This window comes from Flavobacterium sp. (genome assembly GCF_024305175.1).
GTDB lineage: Bacteria > Bacteroidota > Bacteroidia > Flavobacteriales > Flavobacteriaceae > Flavobacterium.
The window spans coordinates 16,200-33,051 of sequence record NZ_JAMWYY010000033.1 but is presented as its reverse complement, the minus strand read 5'-3'; the positions used below and the strand labels follow the sequence as shown (position 1 = coordinate 33,051).

Here is a 16,852-nt window from a genome sequence, read left to right as displayed (position 1 = left end):
AGCACAACACTTTTAATGTTGGGGTCCTGGGTTCGAGCCCCAGTCGGGTCACAAATAATCTTAGTTTCCTTAATGCCACGACTCGATAGCTCAGTTGGTAGAGCACAACACTTTTAATGTTGGGGTCCTGGGTTCGAGCCCCAGTCGGGTCACAAATAATCTTAGTTTCCTTAATGCCACGACTCGATAGCTCAGTTGGTAGAGCACAACACTTTTAATGTTGGGGTCCTGGGTTCGAGCCCCAGTCGGGTCACAAAAGTTAAGCTGCAACATCTGCCCGCTTAACTTTTTTTGTTTTACATCTGCCCGGCCATGTGGAGAAATTGGTAGACTCGCCATCTTGAGGGGGTGGTGCCGCAAGGCGTGCTGGTTCGAATCCAGTCATGGTCACTTTTTTATGACAATAAAAATGTCAAAATGCACAAAAAGCTCTGCAACTGCGGAGCTTTTTTAATAGGTTACTATCACGTACTATATTTTGATGTTTAAATAATCTCTATCTGAAGGCCTATTTCTATTTTTGCATAGATATTAGCTCTATTTCCCCTCTGTCTTTGCAAACCAAAATGTATTAATCATTATGAGATTGTTAATTATTATCTGTCTGTGTTTTTATTTGCATACTAATAGAGTATACAGCCAGCTTACAAACAAATTTTCTTATAAAATTTGCCAAGAGATGGCAGACATAAAGTTCAATTATTTTTTTAGTGACTCTATCAAAGCGCATATTAAATTTAATAAAGATATATCATATTCATATTATGTAGATAATAATGATAAAAACCATTATCAGCTTAGTTATAAAAATTCTGATTCGATAAAAGTATATCCTTATCAATATGTATTGTTGTATAAGATTAGAGATAAGAATAAAAATATTATAGAGACATTTACAATGGATTGTATCTGTAAGGACAAACAATTAATGTTAGAAGGCTGGTCTGATTTAGACGAATATCTAAAGCCTCAAATTGAAGTCTTAAAAGGAAACGCTCTAAGTCTTGACGAAGTGTTAATAATTGCAAGAGAAAAGGGTTTTATAAATGTAATAGAGTGGGAAATTGATTATCAAAAAAAATAAAAACAATGAATACAAATCTTTTTTCCCAAAACTTGTATGGATACTTAAAGAAAAGGTTCAGGAAAAAGATTATAGCTATAAAAAAGTAATTGTAATTAATGCTAAAAACGGAAAGGTCATAAGTAAGTATTGGGAAATATCTCTATAAATAAATTTAAAAATACGCTAAATTATCGGCGATTATTGTATTATGTCTGACAGCGAAATTATAGACTATTATTATACTAATAGTGTATCAGGAATCGAAGAATCCTGGTTCACTAATAATAGTGAAAATTGGTATAACTATATCATTAATTTACCTGATAAAGAGCGTGTAACTTATTTAATATTAGTTTTAGATTAACAAGTTTTTAATGGTGGGTTTAATCAATACTTTATAAATGGATATGGACAATTTGCGAAAGAAACTATACTTGCACTAAAAGCAGTTAAAGCAATTGATATAGCTGATATATTACAACTAGTATATGATAAAGTTAATTCACTTAGATGCGATGATTATATATTCAGACAAAAAATTTTGCGTGGAGAAATAGACGCTTTATATGATGACGATAATTTAGATAACGATTTAGAGTATCTAGATAATAAGTATTATGAATATTCTAATAATTTAGACATATTACTAGGAAGCTATTTGCGTGAAAAACTTGTATAATTATGACTAATGAATCTTGGCTAATACAAAAGTATCTATTCTGATCCATTATTGTCAACTTGATTATAGCAAAACCGTTATAGTACATAAAAAGCTCTACAACAGTGGAGCTTTCAACTTCTTGCAGTAGTTTCATACTTAAGCGCTTTATAACATATTATTATTAAAACTTCTGCTATCTTTGCGCAAAATACCGCAATGTCAAAAAACGTTACTCCATATAAAGATTCCGGACTGGGCAAAAAAGAACAGGTTGCCCAGATGTTTGATACCATTTCTGAAAATTATGACGGGCTTAACCGCGTAATCTCGTTTGGTATTGATATAAAATGGCGTAAAAAAGTTTTGAAAATGGTGGCCGAAACCAAGCCAAAAACCATTCTTGACATAGCTACCGGAACGGGCGACCTTGCTATATTAATGACGGCAACCTCTGCAACCGAAATTGTGGGTGCCGATATTTCTGCTGGTATGCTTGATGTGGGGCGTAAAAAAATAAGCGATCGCAAATTGGACAGCAAAATAAAAATGGTTTTGGCCGACAGCGAAAACATGCCGTTTGATGACAATTATTTTGATGCCATTACTGTAGCTTTTGGTGTACGCAATTTTGAAAATCTTGAAAAAGGCCTTTCCGAAATTTTACGGGTATTAAGGCCGGGCGGCATTTTTGTAATACTCGAAACTTCTGTACCTACCCGTTTCCCATACAAGCAGGGCTACCGGTTTTACTCAAAATTCATACTGCCGGTTATAGGCAGGCTGTTCTCTAAAGACAAGTCGGCTTATGCCTACTTAAGCGAATCGGCCTCTGTTTTTCCTTATGGTGAGGCACTAAACAATATTTTAAGGAAAATCGGGTTTATAGAGGTGAAAGATTTGCCGCAAACAATGGGAGTGGCTACTATATATTCCGCTTCAAAAAAATGAGCATGAAAAAATTTCTGGTTTACATAGCATTGCTTTCGGGCCTGTACTGCAACGCGCAGTTCGGCACGCAGGTATTTTCTAAAGACCCTATTATAAACCTCGAAAACTTTGATAAGCAAAGGGTTCACTGGGGTTACTTTCTAGGTTTTAACAGTTATGGCTTTAAGTTTGATTATAACAATAACCCCCAGGCTGATATTATAGTTAAGCAAACCACAGGTTTTAATGTGGGGCTTGTGGGCAACCTGCGCCTGTTTGAGCATTTAGACCTTCGTTTTGAGCCGGGACTGTATTATGCACAGCGCAACCTTACCTTTCCGCAGGTAGAGGATGAATTTGACAGGTTACGGGAGGTAAAATCGACATACATACACTTTCCGCTATTGCTTAAATTTTCTGCATTGCGTACAGGTAATGTGAGGCCTTACCTTGTGGGCGGATTTTCGCGCACACTTAACCTGAGCAGTAACCAGGATGCAAAAGATGACAACTATGCCCAGATATTCAGGATGAAGAAAATGACAAACAACTGGGAAATAGGCTTTGGTGTAGATCTTTATTTTGAATACTTCAAATTTTCTCCATCTATACGTGGTGTTTTCGGCTTGGAGGATGAGCTTATCCGAGATAACGACCCTAACAGTATTTATACAGGCAACGTAAACTCGATGAAAACACGTGCCATTTTAATTAACTTTACTTTCCACTAAAATTTCGCTTTAATTCGCTAAGCACTATTGCAGCAGCAGTTGCCACGTTAAGGCTTTCGGTTTCCTGCAGCCTGCCAAAGCGCGGTATGGCTATGCGTTGGGTTACATATGCCTCTACCCCTGCCGAAATACCATTGGCTTCATTACCCATAATTATAATGCCCTCTTCAGGCATGCTACCTGTATACATGTTATCACCATCCATAAAAGTACCCAATACAGGCAACGTTGCATCACTCAGGTACTCTTCAAGATTTACGTAATGCACATTTACTCTTGAAAGGCTTCCCATTGTGGCCTGCACTACCTTTGGGTTATACACATCTGCCGACTGTTCTGAGCACACGAGATGCTCTATCCCGAACCAGTCGCAAAGCCGTATTATAGTCCCCAGATTGCCCGGGTCGCGCACATCATCAAGTGCCACAATAAGTCCGTGATTTTCCACAGGTCTGGTTTCGGGCATTTTAAAAACGGCAAGGCAGGTATTGGGGGTAGTAAGCGCGCTTATTTTTTTAAGCTCTGCTTCGGTTATTGTATATTTTTTATTGTCTTCAACCTCACTAAAATCAGGTAATGTGGTAAACAAAGAGTGCAATTCAAAATTGGACGCAAGCAATTCGCGCACTACCTTTACGCCCTCGGCAAAAAACAGTTTATGCTGCTTTCGGTATTTTTTTTGCTGCAATCCCGTTATTAGCTTAATTTGGTTTTTGCTAATCATAAAAAATGTATTTTTGAATTACTATTTGGCACCCGCACATTGAAAAATAAAACAACAAAAATAGCACTAATTCTTTTATCGCTACTGCTCTTATATTCGTGTTCGCTCGTAAAGAGGGTTCCCAATAACAGGCACCTGCTGGAAGAAAACACTATAACCGTTAACGGCGAAGAGAAAAAAGAGGAAGCACTGCAGGAGCAACTCTATCAGCAGCCCAACAGCAATATACTGGGCTACCACCTAAGGCTGCACCTGTATAACCTTGCCAAGAAAGATGCCGACTCCTCTTACCAGGCATGGCTGGAGCGCAATCCGCAAAGGCACGAAAACCTGCGCAAGCTGCTTTCAGAAAAACAGGTGCAAAGGCTTGGCGAATCTTTTATTGTTGCCGGTTTAAGCAACTTCCTTAAAAAAGTAGGCGAGCCACCGGTACTGGTAGATCCGGTCCGGGTGCGAAAATCGGCCAACAGGCTACTTTCTTATTATTATAAAAAAGGGTACTTCCGCACCAAAGTAGGCTACCGTGTAGATACACTGGGGGTAAAAAAGGCACAGGTAAATTATACTGTAGAAACAGGAAAACCCTATGTGGTAGATTCTATAGCTACTTATATAGAATCTCCTGTGCTGGACACGCTTTACCAGAAGATTAAAGATGAGTCGCTTATAAAGAAAGGCAAGCAATATAACGAAGCAGACTTTACTGGCGAACGCGAGCGGATTGCCAATTACTTTCTTAACAGGGGGGTGTATCGCTTTGAACCCAATTATATTTCTTATATTGTAGATACTGTAAACACAGGCTATAAAGCCAATGTAGACCTTATTATTGATAATGAAACCGTACGCAGGGGCGATAGTACCTTTACCCGCCCTTTCAAAATTTTCAAAGTAAGCCAGGTAAATATATACACCCAAAATGCCGCCGACCCAAACGGCACTATAGACAGTACTACTTACAACGGCTTCCGCATCTTCAGTAACGGTAAGCTTAACTACAGGCCAAAGGCGTTAACCGACCCAGTTTTTATAACGCCCGGCAGTACCTTTGCCGATTTCAGGAGGGTGCTAACCTACAGGTATATTAACAACCTAAGGGTGTTCTATTATCCTAACATTAATTATGTGGTTGACAGCACCGATACAGAAGGCTCGTCTCTTATTGCCAACATTTACCTGAAACCGCGCGATAATTTTAAGCTTTTATATGGTATAGACCTTACCCACTCTAACATTCAGGATATGGGTATACAGGGTAGTACGGGGCTTTCTATACGCAACCTGTTTCGCGGTGCAGAGATTTTAGACCTTACCCTGCGGGGCAACATAGGCTCTTCGAGAGACCCTGCCATTAGCGACAGGAGCTTTTTCAACATACTGGAGTATGGTGCTGATGCCAAGCTCAGCATCCCAAGAATATTTTTTCCGTTAAACACTGATAACATAATACGGAAGGAAATGCTTCCCGCTTCGCTACTAAGCCTGGGTATCAGCAGGCAAAAGAACATAGGCCTCGATAAGGAGAGCTTTACAGGCGTATTAAATTACAACTGGATACCCAAAAGAAACCGCACGGCAAGGCTGGACCTGTTCAACATACAGTACATACGGAACGTAAACCCTGATAATTACTTTTTTGTATACAATTCATCTTACGACAGGCTTAATGAAATTGCCAACATCTATACAGAACAGTTAGACCCTGCCTACTACAGTGTTGACGGTAACGGTGATTTACGCCTGATAAGAGAAGAAGGCACAAGGGCATTTATAACGGGCGTAGACGGCGGTAGTATAACAACAACCGCTCAAGACAGGCGCGAAGTGCGCAGTATAGAGGAGCGCAGGCGAAGGCTTACCGAGAACAACCTGATATCGGCAACTAACTTTACCTATACCACCAGCACGCAGGATAATTTAAATGATAGTGAGTTCTTTATCTTTAAAACAAAATTAGAAACGGCAGGAAACACTTTAGCCCTCATTTCATCTTTAACCGAAAAGAACAACCGCAGTTCCAGCGGCAACCGGACATTTCTTGATGTGGAATATTCGCAATATATAAAAGGTGAACTTGATTTTATAAAGCACTTCGACCTTACACATAAAAGGGTACTGGCCATGCGGGCATTCTTCGGGTTGGCAGTGCCTTACGGCAACTCTGATAACATACCCTTTACCCGAAGCTATTTTGCGGGAGGAAGTAACGATAACCGTGCGTGGCAGTCTTACAGCCTGGGGCCGGGCAGCAGCGGCGGTATTAACGATTTTAATGAAGCTAACCTTAAAATGCTGTATAGTGCAGAACTGCGCTTTAACCTGTTCGGGCAGTTAAACGGAGCCGTTTTTGGCGATGTGGGCAATATCTGGAATGTTTTTGATAACCAGGACCAACCTGAATATGTTTTTAACGGGCTTAGCTCATTCCGCGACCTAGCCTTTGGTTCGGGGTTTGGCTTCCGCTACGATTTAAACTTTTTCGTGGTGAGGTTCGATATTGGTTTCAAAACCTACAACCCCGGAAGGCCGGTAAACGACAGGTGGTTTAAAGAGTATAATTTTGCCCATGCTGTTTATAATGTAGGTATTAATTATCCATTCTAAAACTAAAAGTACTATTTTTGTACATCACAAACTCTAAAACTAACAACTGATGGCTCATAATATTAAGCCCGGCGTAGCTACCGGAGACCAGGTACAGGAGATATTTAAATATGCCAAAGAAAAAGGGTTTGCCCTACCTGCGGTAAACGTAACAGGCAGCAGCACCATTAACGGTGTGCTGGAAACTGCGGCAAAACTAAAAGCCCCTGTAATTATACAGTTCTCTAACGGAGGCGCTGCTTTTAATGCCGGTAAAGGCCTTAGCAACGACGGCCAGAAAGCGGCAATACTTGGTGCGGTAGCCGGTGCAAAACACATACATACCCTTGCCGAAGCCTATGGCGCTACCGTTATACTGCATACAGACCATTGTGCAAAAAACCTTTTGCCGTGGATAGACGGGCTGCTTGATGCAAGTGAGCAACATTATAAAGAACACGGTAAGCCGCTATTCAGCTCGCACATGCTTGACCTAAGCGAAGAGCCGATTGAAGAAAATATAGAAATTTGCAAGGAGTACCTTGAAAGGATGAGCAAAATGGGCATGACCCTTGAAATTGAACTTGGTATTACAGGTGGTGAGGAAGACGGCGTGGATAACTCTGACGTTGACAGCTCTAAACTATATACCCAGCCGGAAGAAGTAGCTTATGCTTATGAAGAGCTTTTAAAGGTTTCTGACAAAATAACTATAGCCGCTGCCTTTGGCAACGTGCATGGTGTTTACAAGCCGGGTAACGTAAAGCTTACCCCGAAAATCCTTAAAAACTCTCAGGAGTATGTACAGCAGAAGTTTAACACCGGAGCAAATCCTGTAGATTTTGTTTTCCACGGCGGTTCAGGCTCTACGCTTGAAGAGATAAGGGAAGCCATTTCTTATGGTGTTATAAAGATGAATATTGATACCGACCTGCAGTTTGCCTTTACAGAAGGTATCCGCGATTACATGGGCAGCAAAGCTGATTATCTTAAAACCCAGATTGGTAACCCGGAAGGCGCAGACAGCCCGAACAAGAAACACTACGATCCGAGGAAATGGATACGCGAAGGCGAACTTACTTTTAACAAAAGGCTTGAACAGGCCTTTGAAGACCTGAATAACGTTAACACCCTATAATGAACTTAAAGCTGCCGGCTGTTGTATTGCAACAGGCGGCAACTTTTTTATTTAAACTGAAATAATATGGCTTGGTTTAAGAGAACGGAGAAAGGAATACAGACACCAACCGAAGATAAAAAAGATGTACCTAAAGGTTTATGGTACAAATCGCCTACCGGTAAAATTGTGGATGCCGACGAGCTGGCACGTAACTATTATGTAAGCCCGGAAGACGGTTACCACGTGCGGATAGGCAGTAAGGAGTATTTCTCCATTCTTTTTGATGATAACGAATTTACAGAGCTTGATGCAGGCATTACCAGTAAAGACCCGCTTAAGTTTGTTGATACCAAAAAATACAGCGACCGCCTTAAAGAGGCTATGGACAAGACCCGCCTTAAGGATGCCGTGCGTGCAGCAGTAGGTAAATCTAAAGGCAAAGACCTTGTTATTGCCTGTATGGACTTTGCCTTTATTGGCGGTTCTATGGGTGCTGTGGTGGGCGAAAAAATAGCCCGTGCGATAGATTACTCCATCAAGCACAAAATACCGTTCCTGATGATATCAAAGTCAGGTGGCGCAAGGATGATGGAAGCGGCAATGTCATTAATGCAGCTTGCCAAGACTTCTGCCAAGCTGGCACAGCTTGCCGATGCGGGGATACCTTATATATCATTATGTACAGACCCTACAACGGGTGGTACAACAGCATCTTATGCTATGCTGGGCGATATTAACATCAGTGAGCCGGGGGCGCTCATAGGCTTTGCGGGCCCGCGTGTGGTTAAAGATACTACAGGTAAAGACCTGCCGGAAGGTTTCCAGACCGCAGAGTTTGTACTGGAACATGGTTTCCTTGACTTTATCACTCCGAGAAAGGAGTTGAAAGACAAGATTAACCTTTACCTCGACCTTATACAGAACCAACCGATAAGATAATAAACTAAAACCCCAGCCATTGGCTGGGGTTTTAGTTTATTTTATAAATTAGGTTAAAATTATCATATATAGTTTAAAACCATAATGACTAATAAAGTATGTAACTTGTGTGGTAAAAACCCTGCAGATAAGCTAAATTCACATATAATTCCAAAATTTATGTGCAAGCGTTTATTCGAGAATGTAGCACCGCGTCATACAGTGTTAATTAGGAGAAATGCAACAACAAAAAGGATACAAGATGTCCCTAAAGAAAACAATATTTTTTGTGTTTCATGTGAAAAGAGAATCGAAATAATAGAAACCTATTTTTCAAAAATTTTTATAGACATAAATAATTTACCAAACGCAAAACGAAAATATATTATTAGTACTGAACTTGGAAACGAATTATTAATTTTTAAAGATTTAATTCCTGCGCTCTTTAAAGTTTTTTTATTTTCATTAGTTTGGCGCGCTTCAATATCTGAACTACAAGAATTCAAAAATTTTAAGTTGGATATCGACACAGAAAATGAATTAAGATCTTTTTTAAATGATAACTTAAAAACAAAGCATAGTGATTTGATAGAATCTGCAAAAAAAATTATCAAAACACCTGATTATCATCACTGTGTTATTAAGCCTAAGTATAAAACTCGAGGTATTTTTGCAGCATATGAATTTGCAGAAGATGCTTTCATAATTCTCACTGTTGATTATGCATTCATTTTCTTTTCAAAAAATACTTCTCTAACAACGCCTTATTTCGTAATTAGTAATAAAAATCATAGTGATGTAAAAATATTACTCGGTCAAGATAAAGATTGGAAAATACTAAATAATCTAATTCTTAAAAAGATGATTAACTCTAACAATAATTAAATTTAAAATAAATTTTACATCCCACTCCTTATTGCCTCAACAGGATCAAGCTTACTGGCAGAGATAGCCGGTAATATACCCGATATCAGCCCGATGAATGATGCCAGCCCGGCACCAATAATAATATTGGAAAAGCTGAGTATAAATTCAAACTCCAGCACTTTGGTCAGTACAGCGGCAATACCCCAAACCATGAGCATACCCACAAGCCCGCCTATTACCGATAGTATAATCGCCTCAAATAAAAACTGAAACAATATAAAACGGTTCTTGGCACCAAGGGCTTTCTGAATACCAATAAGGTTGGTACGCTCTTTAACCGAAACAAACATAATATTAGCGATGCCAAAGCCACCCACCAACAATGAGAAGCCGCTTATAATCCAGCCGATAACCTTCATCTGCCCTATTATGTTATCTATCAAATCGGTAAACCCGGCAAGTATATCTATAATAAAATTATCAATATCGCCGGCTTTTATACCCCGGTAGCTGCGCAGCTTTTGTGTTATTTCACCCTTTACGGCCTCCGGATCTTCGCCCGACTTTGGTTTTATAACAATTATAGGCGTCATAAAATCATTATGGTCGCCATACATTTGCCTTATAAAATTAACCGGGATAATTACAGAGGTGTCATTACTCGGCCCAAAGGTGCTTTCGCCCTGCTTTTTTAATACGCCAATTACTGTAAAGCGTTGCCCGTACATGCGGAACTTTTTGTTTATGGGGTCGGTCTCGCCAAAAAGGGTTTGTGCAATTTCGTAGCCAATAACAGCTACCGCGTTACCGGAGTTGCTTTCCGATTCATTATAAAACCTGCCCTGGGCTATTTCAAGGCTTTGAATATCTTCAAATTCATATGATACCGGCACTACATTTACATTGCTGGCAATGTTATCTTCATATTTCAGGTTCTCGCTTTTGGTAAATATCTGGAAGGCAAGATGGTCTATAGACTGTACCGCATCTTTAAGGTACTGGTACTCATCATAGCTCACATCAGGAAACTGCTCACGCTTCCACCTCGGTATATCAGAAGGCCCAAATGAAAAACGCTTCAGGTACATGGTATTTTTATCTACTTTGCTAAGGTCGGCCTTAATTTTCCTGTCGAGAGAATCTACCGCTGCCAGCACGGCAATGATAGAAAAGATACCAATGGTAACCCCCAGTAATGAAAGGAATGTGCGCAGTTTATTATTAGTAAGCGCACTAAGGGCAAAAGAAAGGCTTTCTTTTAGCAAACGCAGGTATAAAAGCATAGCTGTTTATTTGTATTGATGTAAAATTCAATATTTTTTTTGCAAAAACCTAAAACATCAAATAATAAAATAAAAAACCTGAAATTATGGTGCCTGTGGCTTTGAATGTTAAGCCTTCATTAACTACTTTTGCAGCTTCTAAACACAACACAACAAAATGAGCACACTTAAAACCATTTCTTCGGCATTAATCTCGGTTTTCGACAAGGAAGGCCTGGAGCCGATTGTACGCAAACTGCACGAGCACAACGTTACTATTTATTCAACCGGCGGTACCGAAACTTTTATCAAAGAGCTTGGCATACCCGTTGTGGCGGTAGAAGATGTAACCTCTTACCCCTCTATACTGGGTGGCAGGGTAAAAACACTTCATCCTAAGGTATTTGGCGGTATACTTAACCGCCAGGATAACGAAAGCGATGTGCAGCAAATGCAGGAATACAACATTCCGCAGATAGATTTGGTTATTGTAGATTTATATCCTTTTGAAAAAACGGTGGCATCGGGCGCACCTGAAGCTGATATTATAGAAAAAATTGACATTGGCGGTATTTCACTTATCCGTGCGGCCGCCAAGAATTTTAAGGATACGGTTATAGTAGCTTCGGTAGAAGATTACAGCCTTTTCCTTGAAACCATTACCAAAAATAACTGCGCCACAACTATAGAAGAGCGCAGGCATTTTGCCACTAAGGCATTTCATGTATCATCTAACTATGATACGGCTATATTTACTTATTTTAATACAGACGATACTTACTATAAAGCAAGCATTGCCAACGGGCAGGTATTACGCTACGGCGAAAACCCGCACCAAAAAGGATTCTTCTTTGGTAATTTTGATGAGATGTTTACCAAGCTGCACGGCAAAGAGCTTTCTTACAACAACCTTTTAGATGTAGATGCTGCCGTAAACCTGATGCAGGAATTTAAAGATGACGAGCCAACATTTGCCATATTAAAGCACAACAATGCCTGCGGGCTTGCCACAAGGCCAACGGTAAAACAGGCTTACCTTGATGCACTGGCGGGCGACCCTACCTCTGCTTTTGGCGGGGTGCTAATAAGCAATGCAGCCATTGATAAAAATGCAGCCGAAGAAATAAACAAGCTTTTCTGCGAGGTGGTTATAGCGCCGGGCTTTAGTAGCGAGGCAGAAGAAATACTGAAAGAAAAGAAAAACAGGATATTACTGGTGCAGCATGAAACTAAGCTACCTGAAAAACAGGTGCGCACATGCCTTAACGGATTATTGGTTCAGGATAAAGATAATATTACAGACAATAAAGAGCACCTGCAAACCGTTACCGTAACATCACCTACCGATAATGAAGTGCAGGACCTGCTTTTTGCAGGCAAGATATGCAAACACACCAAATCGAATACTATAGTTTTTGCTAAGAATAAACAGCTTTGTGCATCAGGAACCGGGCAAACCTCGCGTGTAGATGCATTAAAGCAGGCAGTAGAAAAAGCACGTTCGTTTAATTTTGACCTTAATGGGGCCGTTATGGCAAGTGATGCTTTCTTTCCGTTCCCTGATTGTGTGGAGCTGGCAAAAAAGGCGGGAATTACAGCCGTAATACAGCCCGGAGGCTCTATAAAGGACGAATTGAGCATAAACTACTGCAACGAAAATAATGTGGCAATGGTATTTACAGGAACGCGCCATTTTAAACATTAATTTTGTTATTTTTGTAGGCTGAATTTTTTATAATATATAAACCCTGAACACGTATGGGATTTTTTGATTTCATGACCGAGGACATTGCCATTGACCTTGGTACCGCAAATACCCTAATCATACATAATGACAAAGTAGTTATAGACAGCCCTTCTATAGTGGCCCGCGACCGCGTTAGCGGCAAAATTATCGCGGTGGGTAAAGAGGCTAACATGATGCAGGGCAAAACACATGAGAACATAAAAACCATACGTCCACTTAAAGATGGGGTTATTGCCGACTTTGATGCTTCAGAGAAGATGATAAGCATGTTCATTAAGAGCATACCGGCATTAAAAAAGAGACTGTTTACCCCTGCCCTTCGCATGGTTATCTGCATACCATCGGGCATTACCGAGGTAGAAATGCGCGCGGTTAAAGAGAGTGCTGAGCGTGTAAACGGTAAAGAAGTTTATCTTATACACGAGCCAATGGCAGCGGCAATAGGTATCGGGGTAGATATTATGCAGCCAAAAGGTAACATGATTGTAGATATTGGTGGTGGTACTACAGAGATTGCTGTAATAGCGCTTGGCGGTATTGTATGCGATAAGTCGGTTAAAATTGCCGGAGACGTATTTACAAACGATATTGTGTACTACATGCGTACCCAGCACAACCTTTTTGTGGGTGAAAGTACTGCCGAGAAAATTAAGATACAAATAGGAGCCGCGCTCGAAGACCTTGACTCTCCGCCGGAGGAAATGTCGGTACAGGGGCGTGACCTTTTAACGGGTAAGCCAAAACAGGTTGATGTTTCGTACCGTGAAATTGCAAAGGCGCTGGACAAATCGATACAGCGAATTGAAGATGCGGTAATGGAGACCCTGAGCCAGACCCCGCCGGAACTTGCAGCCGATATTTACAACACGGGGATATACCTTGCAGGGGGCGGCTCAATGCTAAGGGGGCTTGACAAAAGGATATCGCAAAAAACCGACCTTCCTGTTTACATTGCCGAAGACCCGCTAAGGGCCGTTGTAAGAGGAACAGGAATGGCACTAAAAAACCTACAGAAATTCAGGAGCATACTCATAAAATAAAGAAATAGCAGATGCAGCAAATATTAAATTTTATATTTAAAAACAGTATTCTGATACTGTTTTTGCTGCTTTTGGGGATATCGTTAACGCTTACTATACAATCGCATTCCTACCACCGCAGCAGGGCTATATCATCGGCTAATGCCGTTAGCGGCTATGTTTACGAGCAGGTAAATAAGGTAGAGGAATATTTCAGCCTTAAAGACCAGAACGAAAAGCTGGCAGAAGAAAACGCAAGGCTTAAAAAACTGCTTTTCAATACACAGGATACTGCAAATGTTCCCCCGGTAGAAATACCTGATGCTATGGGTAATTTTGAAGTGATACAAAGTAAGGTTATAGCCAACTCATATAATGTACACGAAAACTATCTTACTATAAACAGCGGCTCTATAGATGGTGTAAAACCGGATATGGGTGTAGTTAGCAGCCAGGGTGTTGTGGGTATTGTAGAAAACGTATCTAAAAACTACGCCACTGTTATAAGTGTGCTTAACCTTAAGTTTAAACTTGCAGCCAAATTAAAAAAGAACGACCACTATGGCTTTTTGGTTTGGGATGGCGAAAATGCAGGCTTTGCCCAGTTAACAGATGTGCCACGCCTTGCAGCAGTAAACAAAGGCGATACAGTTGTTACCGGAGGCCGCTCTGTTATATTTCCTGAAAATGTACCTATAGGAGTTATAGATAAAGTTTTTATAAACGAAAAAACGAACTATTACTTTCTTAACGTAAGGCTGTTTAATGATATGACAAGCCTTGGACACGTATATATAATTGCCAACAAAGACCGCGACGAAATTATAGAGCTGGAAGAAACCACAACACAAAATGAGTAGTACAGTAATAATAAACATAGCACGCTTTATTATACTGCTCCTTATGCAGGTAGTGGTTTTTAACCGTATAGACCTGTTCGGGCTGGCAGACCCATACCCATATATCTTATTCATTATATTATACCCCGTAAACGGTAACCGTGCCTTGCTGCTGGTTTCATCATTCCTGCTTGGTTTGTTTATAGATATGTTTACCAATTCAGGCGGTGTGCATGCTGCCGCTTCATTAGTACTGGCTTATGTAAGGCCATCTATCTTTAAATTCTCATTCGGGCTCAGCTACGAATACCAGACCATTCGGATTAACGAAAAGCTGTCACCCGAAAGGTTTTCATTTATACTCATTTCTGTTGTAATACATCATTTAATTTTATACCTTTTGGAAGTATTCAGGCTAAGCTTTTTACTGGACAGCCTTTTAAGGATGTTTATAGCAACCCTGTTTACGCTTACTCTCTGCATTATAATAATCTACTTAATTAAGCCGGGCAAACAATGAGAAAAATCTTACTGCCAGCTCTTATAATTGCTGCCGCACTCCTGATAGTAGCAAGGCTGTTTTATTTACAGGTACTTGATGATTCTTACATCAAAAAATCAGAGAACAATGCCATTAAAATTAAGTATGAGTACCCGGAGCGTGGCTATATATACGACCGTAACGGCAAGCTTTTAGTAGCCAACCAGCCGTCTTATGACATTATGGTGACACCCAATGAAATGGAAAAAAACCTCGACACTATGGAGGTTTGCCGCCTTCTTAATGTTACAAAAGGATATTTTATAGAAAAAGTAGAAAAGGCAAAAGTTTACAGCCCCCGCCTACCTTCGGTATTCCTTTCTCAGCTCAGCAAAAAAGACTTTGCCGCTTTTCAGGAAAAGATAAGGCGCTTTAAAGGTTTTGACATTGTTAAGCGTTCACTAAGAGATTACCAGGTAAATGCAGCAGCAAATGTGTTTGGGTACATAGGCCAGGTTGGAGAAGCTACTATTGCGAAAAATCCGTATTACAAAAGCGGCGACCTTATTGGGCGTCAGGGTGTAGAGCAGGTATATGAAGATGTACTTCGTGGCGTTAAAGGCGTGCAGTACATACAAAAAGACCGCTTTAACCGCGAAATTGGTTCTTTTAAAGATGGTATTTATGATACATTAGCCGTTAAAGGACGTGATATTACCGTTACGCTTGATATTGAACTCCAAAAGTATGGAGAAGCGTTAATGTTTGAAAAACGGGGCGGCATTGTGGCTTTAGAACCAAAAACCGGCGAAATACTCGCCCTTGTTACTGCCCCTACTTATGACCCTGCCCTGCTTGTAGGGCGCGACCGCTCTAAGAACTACAGGATGCTTGAAAATGATACAATAGGGATGCCTTTGTTTGACAGGGGGCTACTCGCCGAGTATCCTCCGGGCTCGCCTTTCAAGATATTAACCGGGCTTATAGGGCTACAGGAAGAAGTTATAAATGAGAATACCGCCTTTACGTGCCACCACGGTTTCAGCTACGGGCGCGGTGCGTTTATGCGCTGCCACGACAGCGGCACCAACAGGCTGCATGAAGGTATTTATAAGTCATGTAACACCTATTTTGCCAATACGTTTAAACTTACCATTGATAAATACACAAAGCCTGAATATGGTGTAAATGCCTGGAGCAGCCACCTGAAGAGTTTCGGGTTGGGCGACTTTTTGGGGTACGACCTGCCACCGGGCCGTAAAGGGCTTATCCCAACTTCTAAATTTTACAAAAGGTTTTATCCTAACGGTGGATGGCGAAGCTCTACCATTATATCAAATTCAATTGGTCAGGGAGAGGTGCTAATGACACCTATACAACTTGCCAACATGATGGCTACTGTTGCCAATCAGGGGTATTACTATACGCCCCACATTATTAAAAAAATACAGGATGGCAAGATAGACCCTAAGTTTACCGGTAAGCATTACACTTCTATAGACAAACAGTATTTTCAGCCGGTAGTAGACGGGTTGTATGATGTTTATAACCTGGGTACTGCACGCGGGCTGGGTGTGCCCGATATAGAAATTTGCGGTAAGACCGGTACTGCCGAGAACTTTGCCAAGATAAACGGTGTGCGAACACAGCTTACCGACCACTCTATTTTTGTGGCTTTTGCGCCAAGGCATGACCCTAAAATTGCCATTGCCGTTTTTGTGGAAAATGGTTACTGGGGTGCACGTTGGGCAGGGCCTATAGCCACGCTGATGATAGAAAAATACCTGAAAGGCACCATTACACGAAAAGACCTTGAAACAAAGATGCTTACAAAAGGGCTTAAGCAGGAGTATGAAAAAGTAATAAGCGGGCAACCGTTCCGGATCAATCAATAATACTAAAAGAGG

General features: G+C 40.7%; 14 protein-coding genes, 3 tRNA genes and 1 pseudogene. 16 read left to right on the top strand and 2 right to left on the bottom strand.

What is annotated here, in order from left to right; genetic code table 11:
* The first annotated feature begins 79 nt into the window (after positions 1 to 79).
* The 7 genes and pseudogenes from Q0K96_RS09490 to Q0K96_RS09460 all read left to right on the top strand — a co-directional run bounded on the left by Q0K96_RS09490 (position 80) and on the right by Q0K96_RS09460 (position 3,385).
* Positions 80 to 152 (top strand) — tRNA-Lys (locus tag Q0K96_RS09490).
* Positions 153 to 180: 28 nt separating this feature from the next.
* A tRNA-Lys gene (locus Q0K96_RS09485) sits at positions 181 to 253 on the top strand.
* 55 nt (positions 254 to 308) lie between these two features.
* Positions 309 to 390: transfer RNA gene (locus tag Q0K96_RS09480), tRNA-Leu, on the top strand.
* Between the two features lie 289 nt (positions 391 to 679).
* Complete coding sequence (locus Q0K96_RS09475; RefSeq protein WP_297333755.1) at positions 680 to 1,084, top strand: hypothetical protein; 405 nt, start codon at positions 680 to 682, stop codon at positions 1,082 to 1,084.
* Between the two features lie 358 nt (positions 1,085 to 1,442).
* A pseudogene (locus Q0K96_RS09470) lies at positions 1,443 to 1,745 on the top strand (DUF4375 domain-containing protein); the annotation flags it as partial.
* A gap of 198 nt (positions 1,746 to 1,943) precedes the next feature.
* Positions 1,944 to 2,675, top strand: a complete 732-nt coding sequence (gene ubiE, locus Q0K96_RS09465; protein WP_297333754.1) for a bifunctional demethylmenaquinone methyltransferase/2-methoxy-6-polyprenyl-1,4-benzoquinol methylase UbiE — start codon at positions 1,944 to 1,946, stop codon at positions 2,673 to 2,675.
* A 2-nt stretch (positions 2,676 to 2,677) separates the two neighbouring features.
* Complete coding sequence (locus Q0K96_RS09460) at positions 2,678 to 3,385, top strand: porin family protein (protein ID WP_297333753.1); 708 nt, start codon at positions 2,678 to 2,680, stop codon at positions 3,383 to 3,385.
* On the opposite strand, the gene Q0K96_RS09455 is transcribed toward Q0K96_RS09460, so the two are convergent.
* The gene (locus tag Q0K96_RS09455) at positions 3,372 to 4,109 is read right to left on the bottom strand and encodes an RNA methyltransferase (protein WP_297333752.1); all 738 of its coding nucleotides are present in this window, start codon (positions 4,107 to 4,109) and stop codon (positions 3,372 to 3,374) included. The two genes, Q0K96_RS09460 and Q0K96_RS09455, sit on opposite strands and share 14 nt — an antisense overlap.
* Positions 4,110 to 4,148: 39 nt before the next feature.
* Here Q0K96_RS09455 and Q0K96_RS09450 point away from each other — a divergent pair, with 39 nt between their 5' ends.
* From Q0K96_RS09450 to Q0K96_RS09435, 4 genes are all read left to right on the top strand, one after another.
* On the top strand, positions 4,149 to 6,713 hold the full coding sequence (locus Q0K96_RS09450; protein ID WP_297333751.1) for a BamA/TamA family outer membrane protein: 2,565 nt from the start codon (positions 4,149 to 4,151) through the stop codon (positions 6,711 to 6,713).
* 49 nt (positions 6,714 to 6,762) lie between these two features.
* Positions 6,763 to 7,830, top strand: a complete 1,068-nt coding sequence (gene fbaA / locus Q0K96_RS09445; RefSeq protein WP_297333750.1) for a class II fructose-bisphosphate aldolase — start codon at positions 6,763 to 6,765, stop codon at positions 7,828 to 7,830.
* A 66-nt stretch (positions 7,831 to 7,896) separates the two neighbouring features.
* The gene (accD, locus tag Q0K96_RS09440; RefSeq protein ID WP_297333749.1) at positions 7,897 to 8,751 is read left to right on the top strand and encodes an acetyl-CoA carboxylase, carboxyltransferase subunit beta; all 855 of its coding nucleotides are present in this window, start codon (positions 7,897 to 7,899) and stop codon (positions 8,749 to 8,751) included.
* 84 nt (positions 8,752 to 8,835) lie between these two features.
* Positions 8,836 to 9,615, top strand: a complete 780-nt coding sequence (locus tag Q0K96_RS09435) for a hypothetical protein (protein ID WP_297333748.1) — start codon at positions 8,836 to 8,838, stop codon at positions 9,613 to 9,615.
* 14 nt (positions 9,616 to 9,629) lie between these two features.
* Here Q0K96_RS09435 and Q0K96_RS09430 read toward each other — a convergent pair whose 3' ends face one another.
* Positions 9,630 to 10,880, bottom strand: coding sequence for an ABC transporter permease (locus Q0K96_RS09430; RefSeq protein ID WP_297333747.1), 1,251 nt, complete (start codon positions 10,878 to 10,880; stop codon positions 9,630 to 9,632).
* A 157-nt stretch (positions 10,881 to 11,037) separates the two neighbouring features.
* Between Q0K96_RS09430 and purH the strand changes: the two genes are divergently transcribed.
* The 5 genes from purH to mrdA are packed head-to-tail and all read left to right on the top strand — an operon-like array spanning position 11,038 to position 16,840.
* Positions 11,038 to 12,564: a bifunctional phosphoribosylaminoimidazolecarboxamide formyltransferase/IMP cyclohydrolase gene (gene purH, locus Q0K96_RS09425; RefSeq protein ID WP_297333746.1), complete on the top strand. Its 1,527-nt coding sequence runs from the start codon at positions 11,038 to 11,040 to the stop codon at positions 12,562 to 12,564.
* A gap of 53 nt (positions 12,565 to 12,617) precedes the next feature.
* On the top strand, positions 12,618 to 13,646 hold the full coding sequence (locus tag Q0K96_RS09420; RefSeq protein WP_297333745.1) for a rod shape-determining protein: 1,029 nt from the start codon (positions 12,618 to 12,620) through the stop codon (positions 13,644 to 13,646).
* An 11-nt stretch (positions 13,647 to 13,657) separates the two neighbouring features.
* Positions 13,658 to 14,485: a rod shape-determining protein MreC gene (gene mreC, locus Q0K96_RS09415; protein WP_297333744.1), complete on the top strand. Its 828-nt coding sequence runs from the start codon at positions 13,658 to 13,660 to the stop codon at positions 14,483 to 14,485.
* The gene (locus Q0K96_RS09410) at positions 14,478 to 14,984 is read left to right on the top strand and encodes a rod shape-determining protein MreD (RefSeq protein ID WP_297333743.1); all 507 of its coding nucleotides are present in this window, start codon (positions 14,478 to 14,480) and stop codon (positions 14,982 to 14,984) included. The genes mreC and Q0K96_RS09410 overlap by 8 nt, the downstream gene beginning before the upstream one ends.
* Positions 14,981 to 16,840 (top strand): penicillin-binding protein 2, encoded by a 1,860-nt coding sequence (gene mrdA, locus Q0K96_RS09405; protein WP_297333742.1) that lies wholly within the window; start codon positions 14,981 to 14,983, stop codon positions 16,838 to 16,840. The genes Q0K96_RS09410 and mrdA overlap by 4 nt, the downstream gene beginning before the upstream one ends.
* The last annotated feature ends 12 nt before the right edge of the window (positions 16,841 to 16,852 follow it).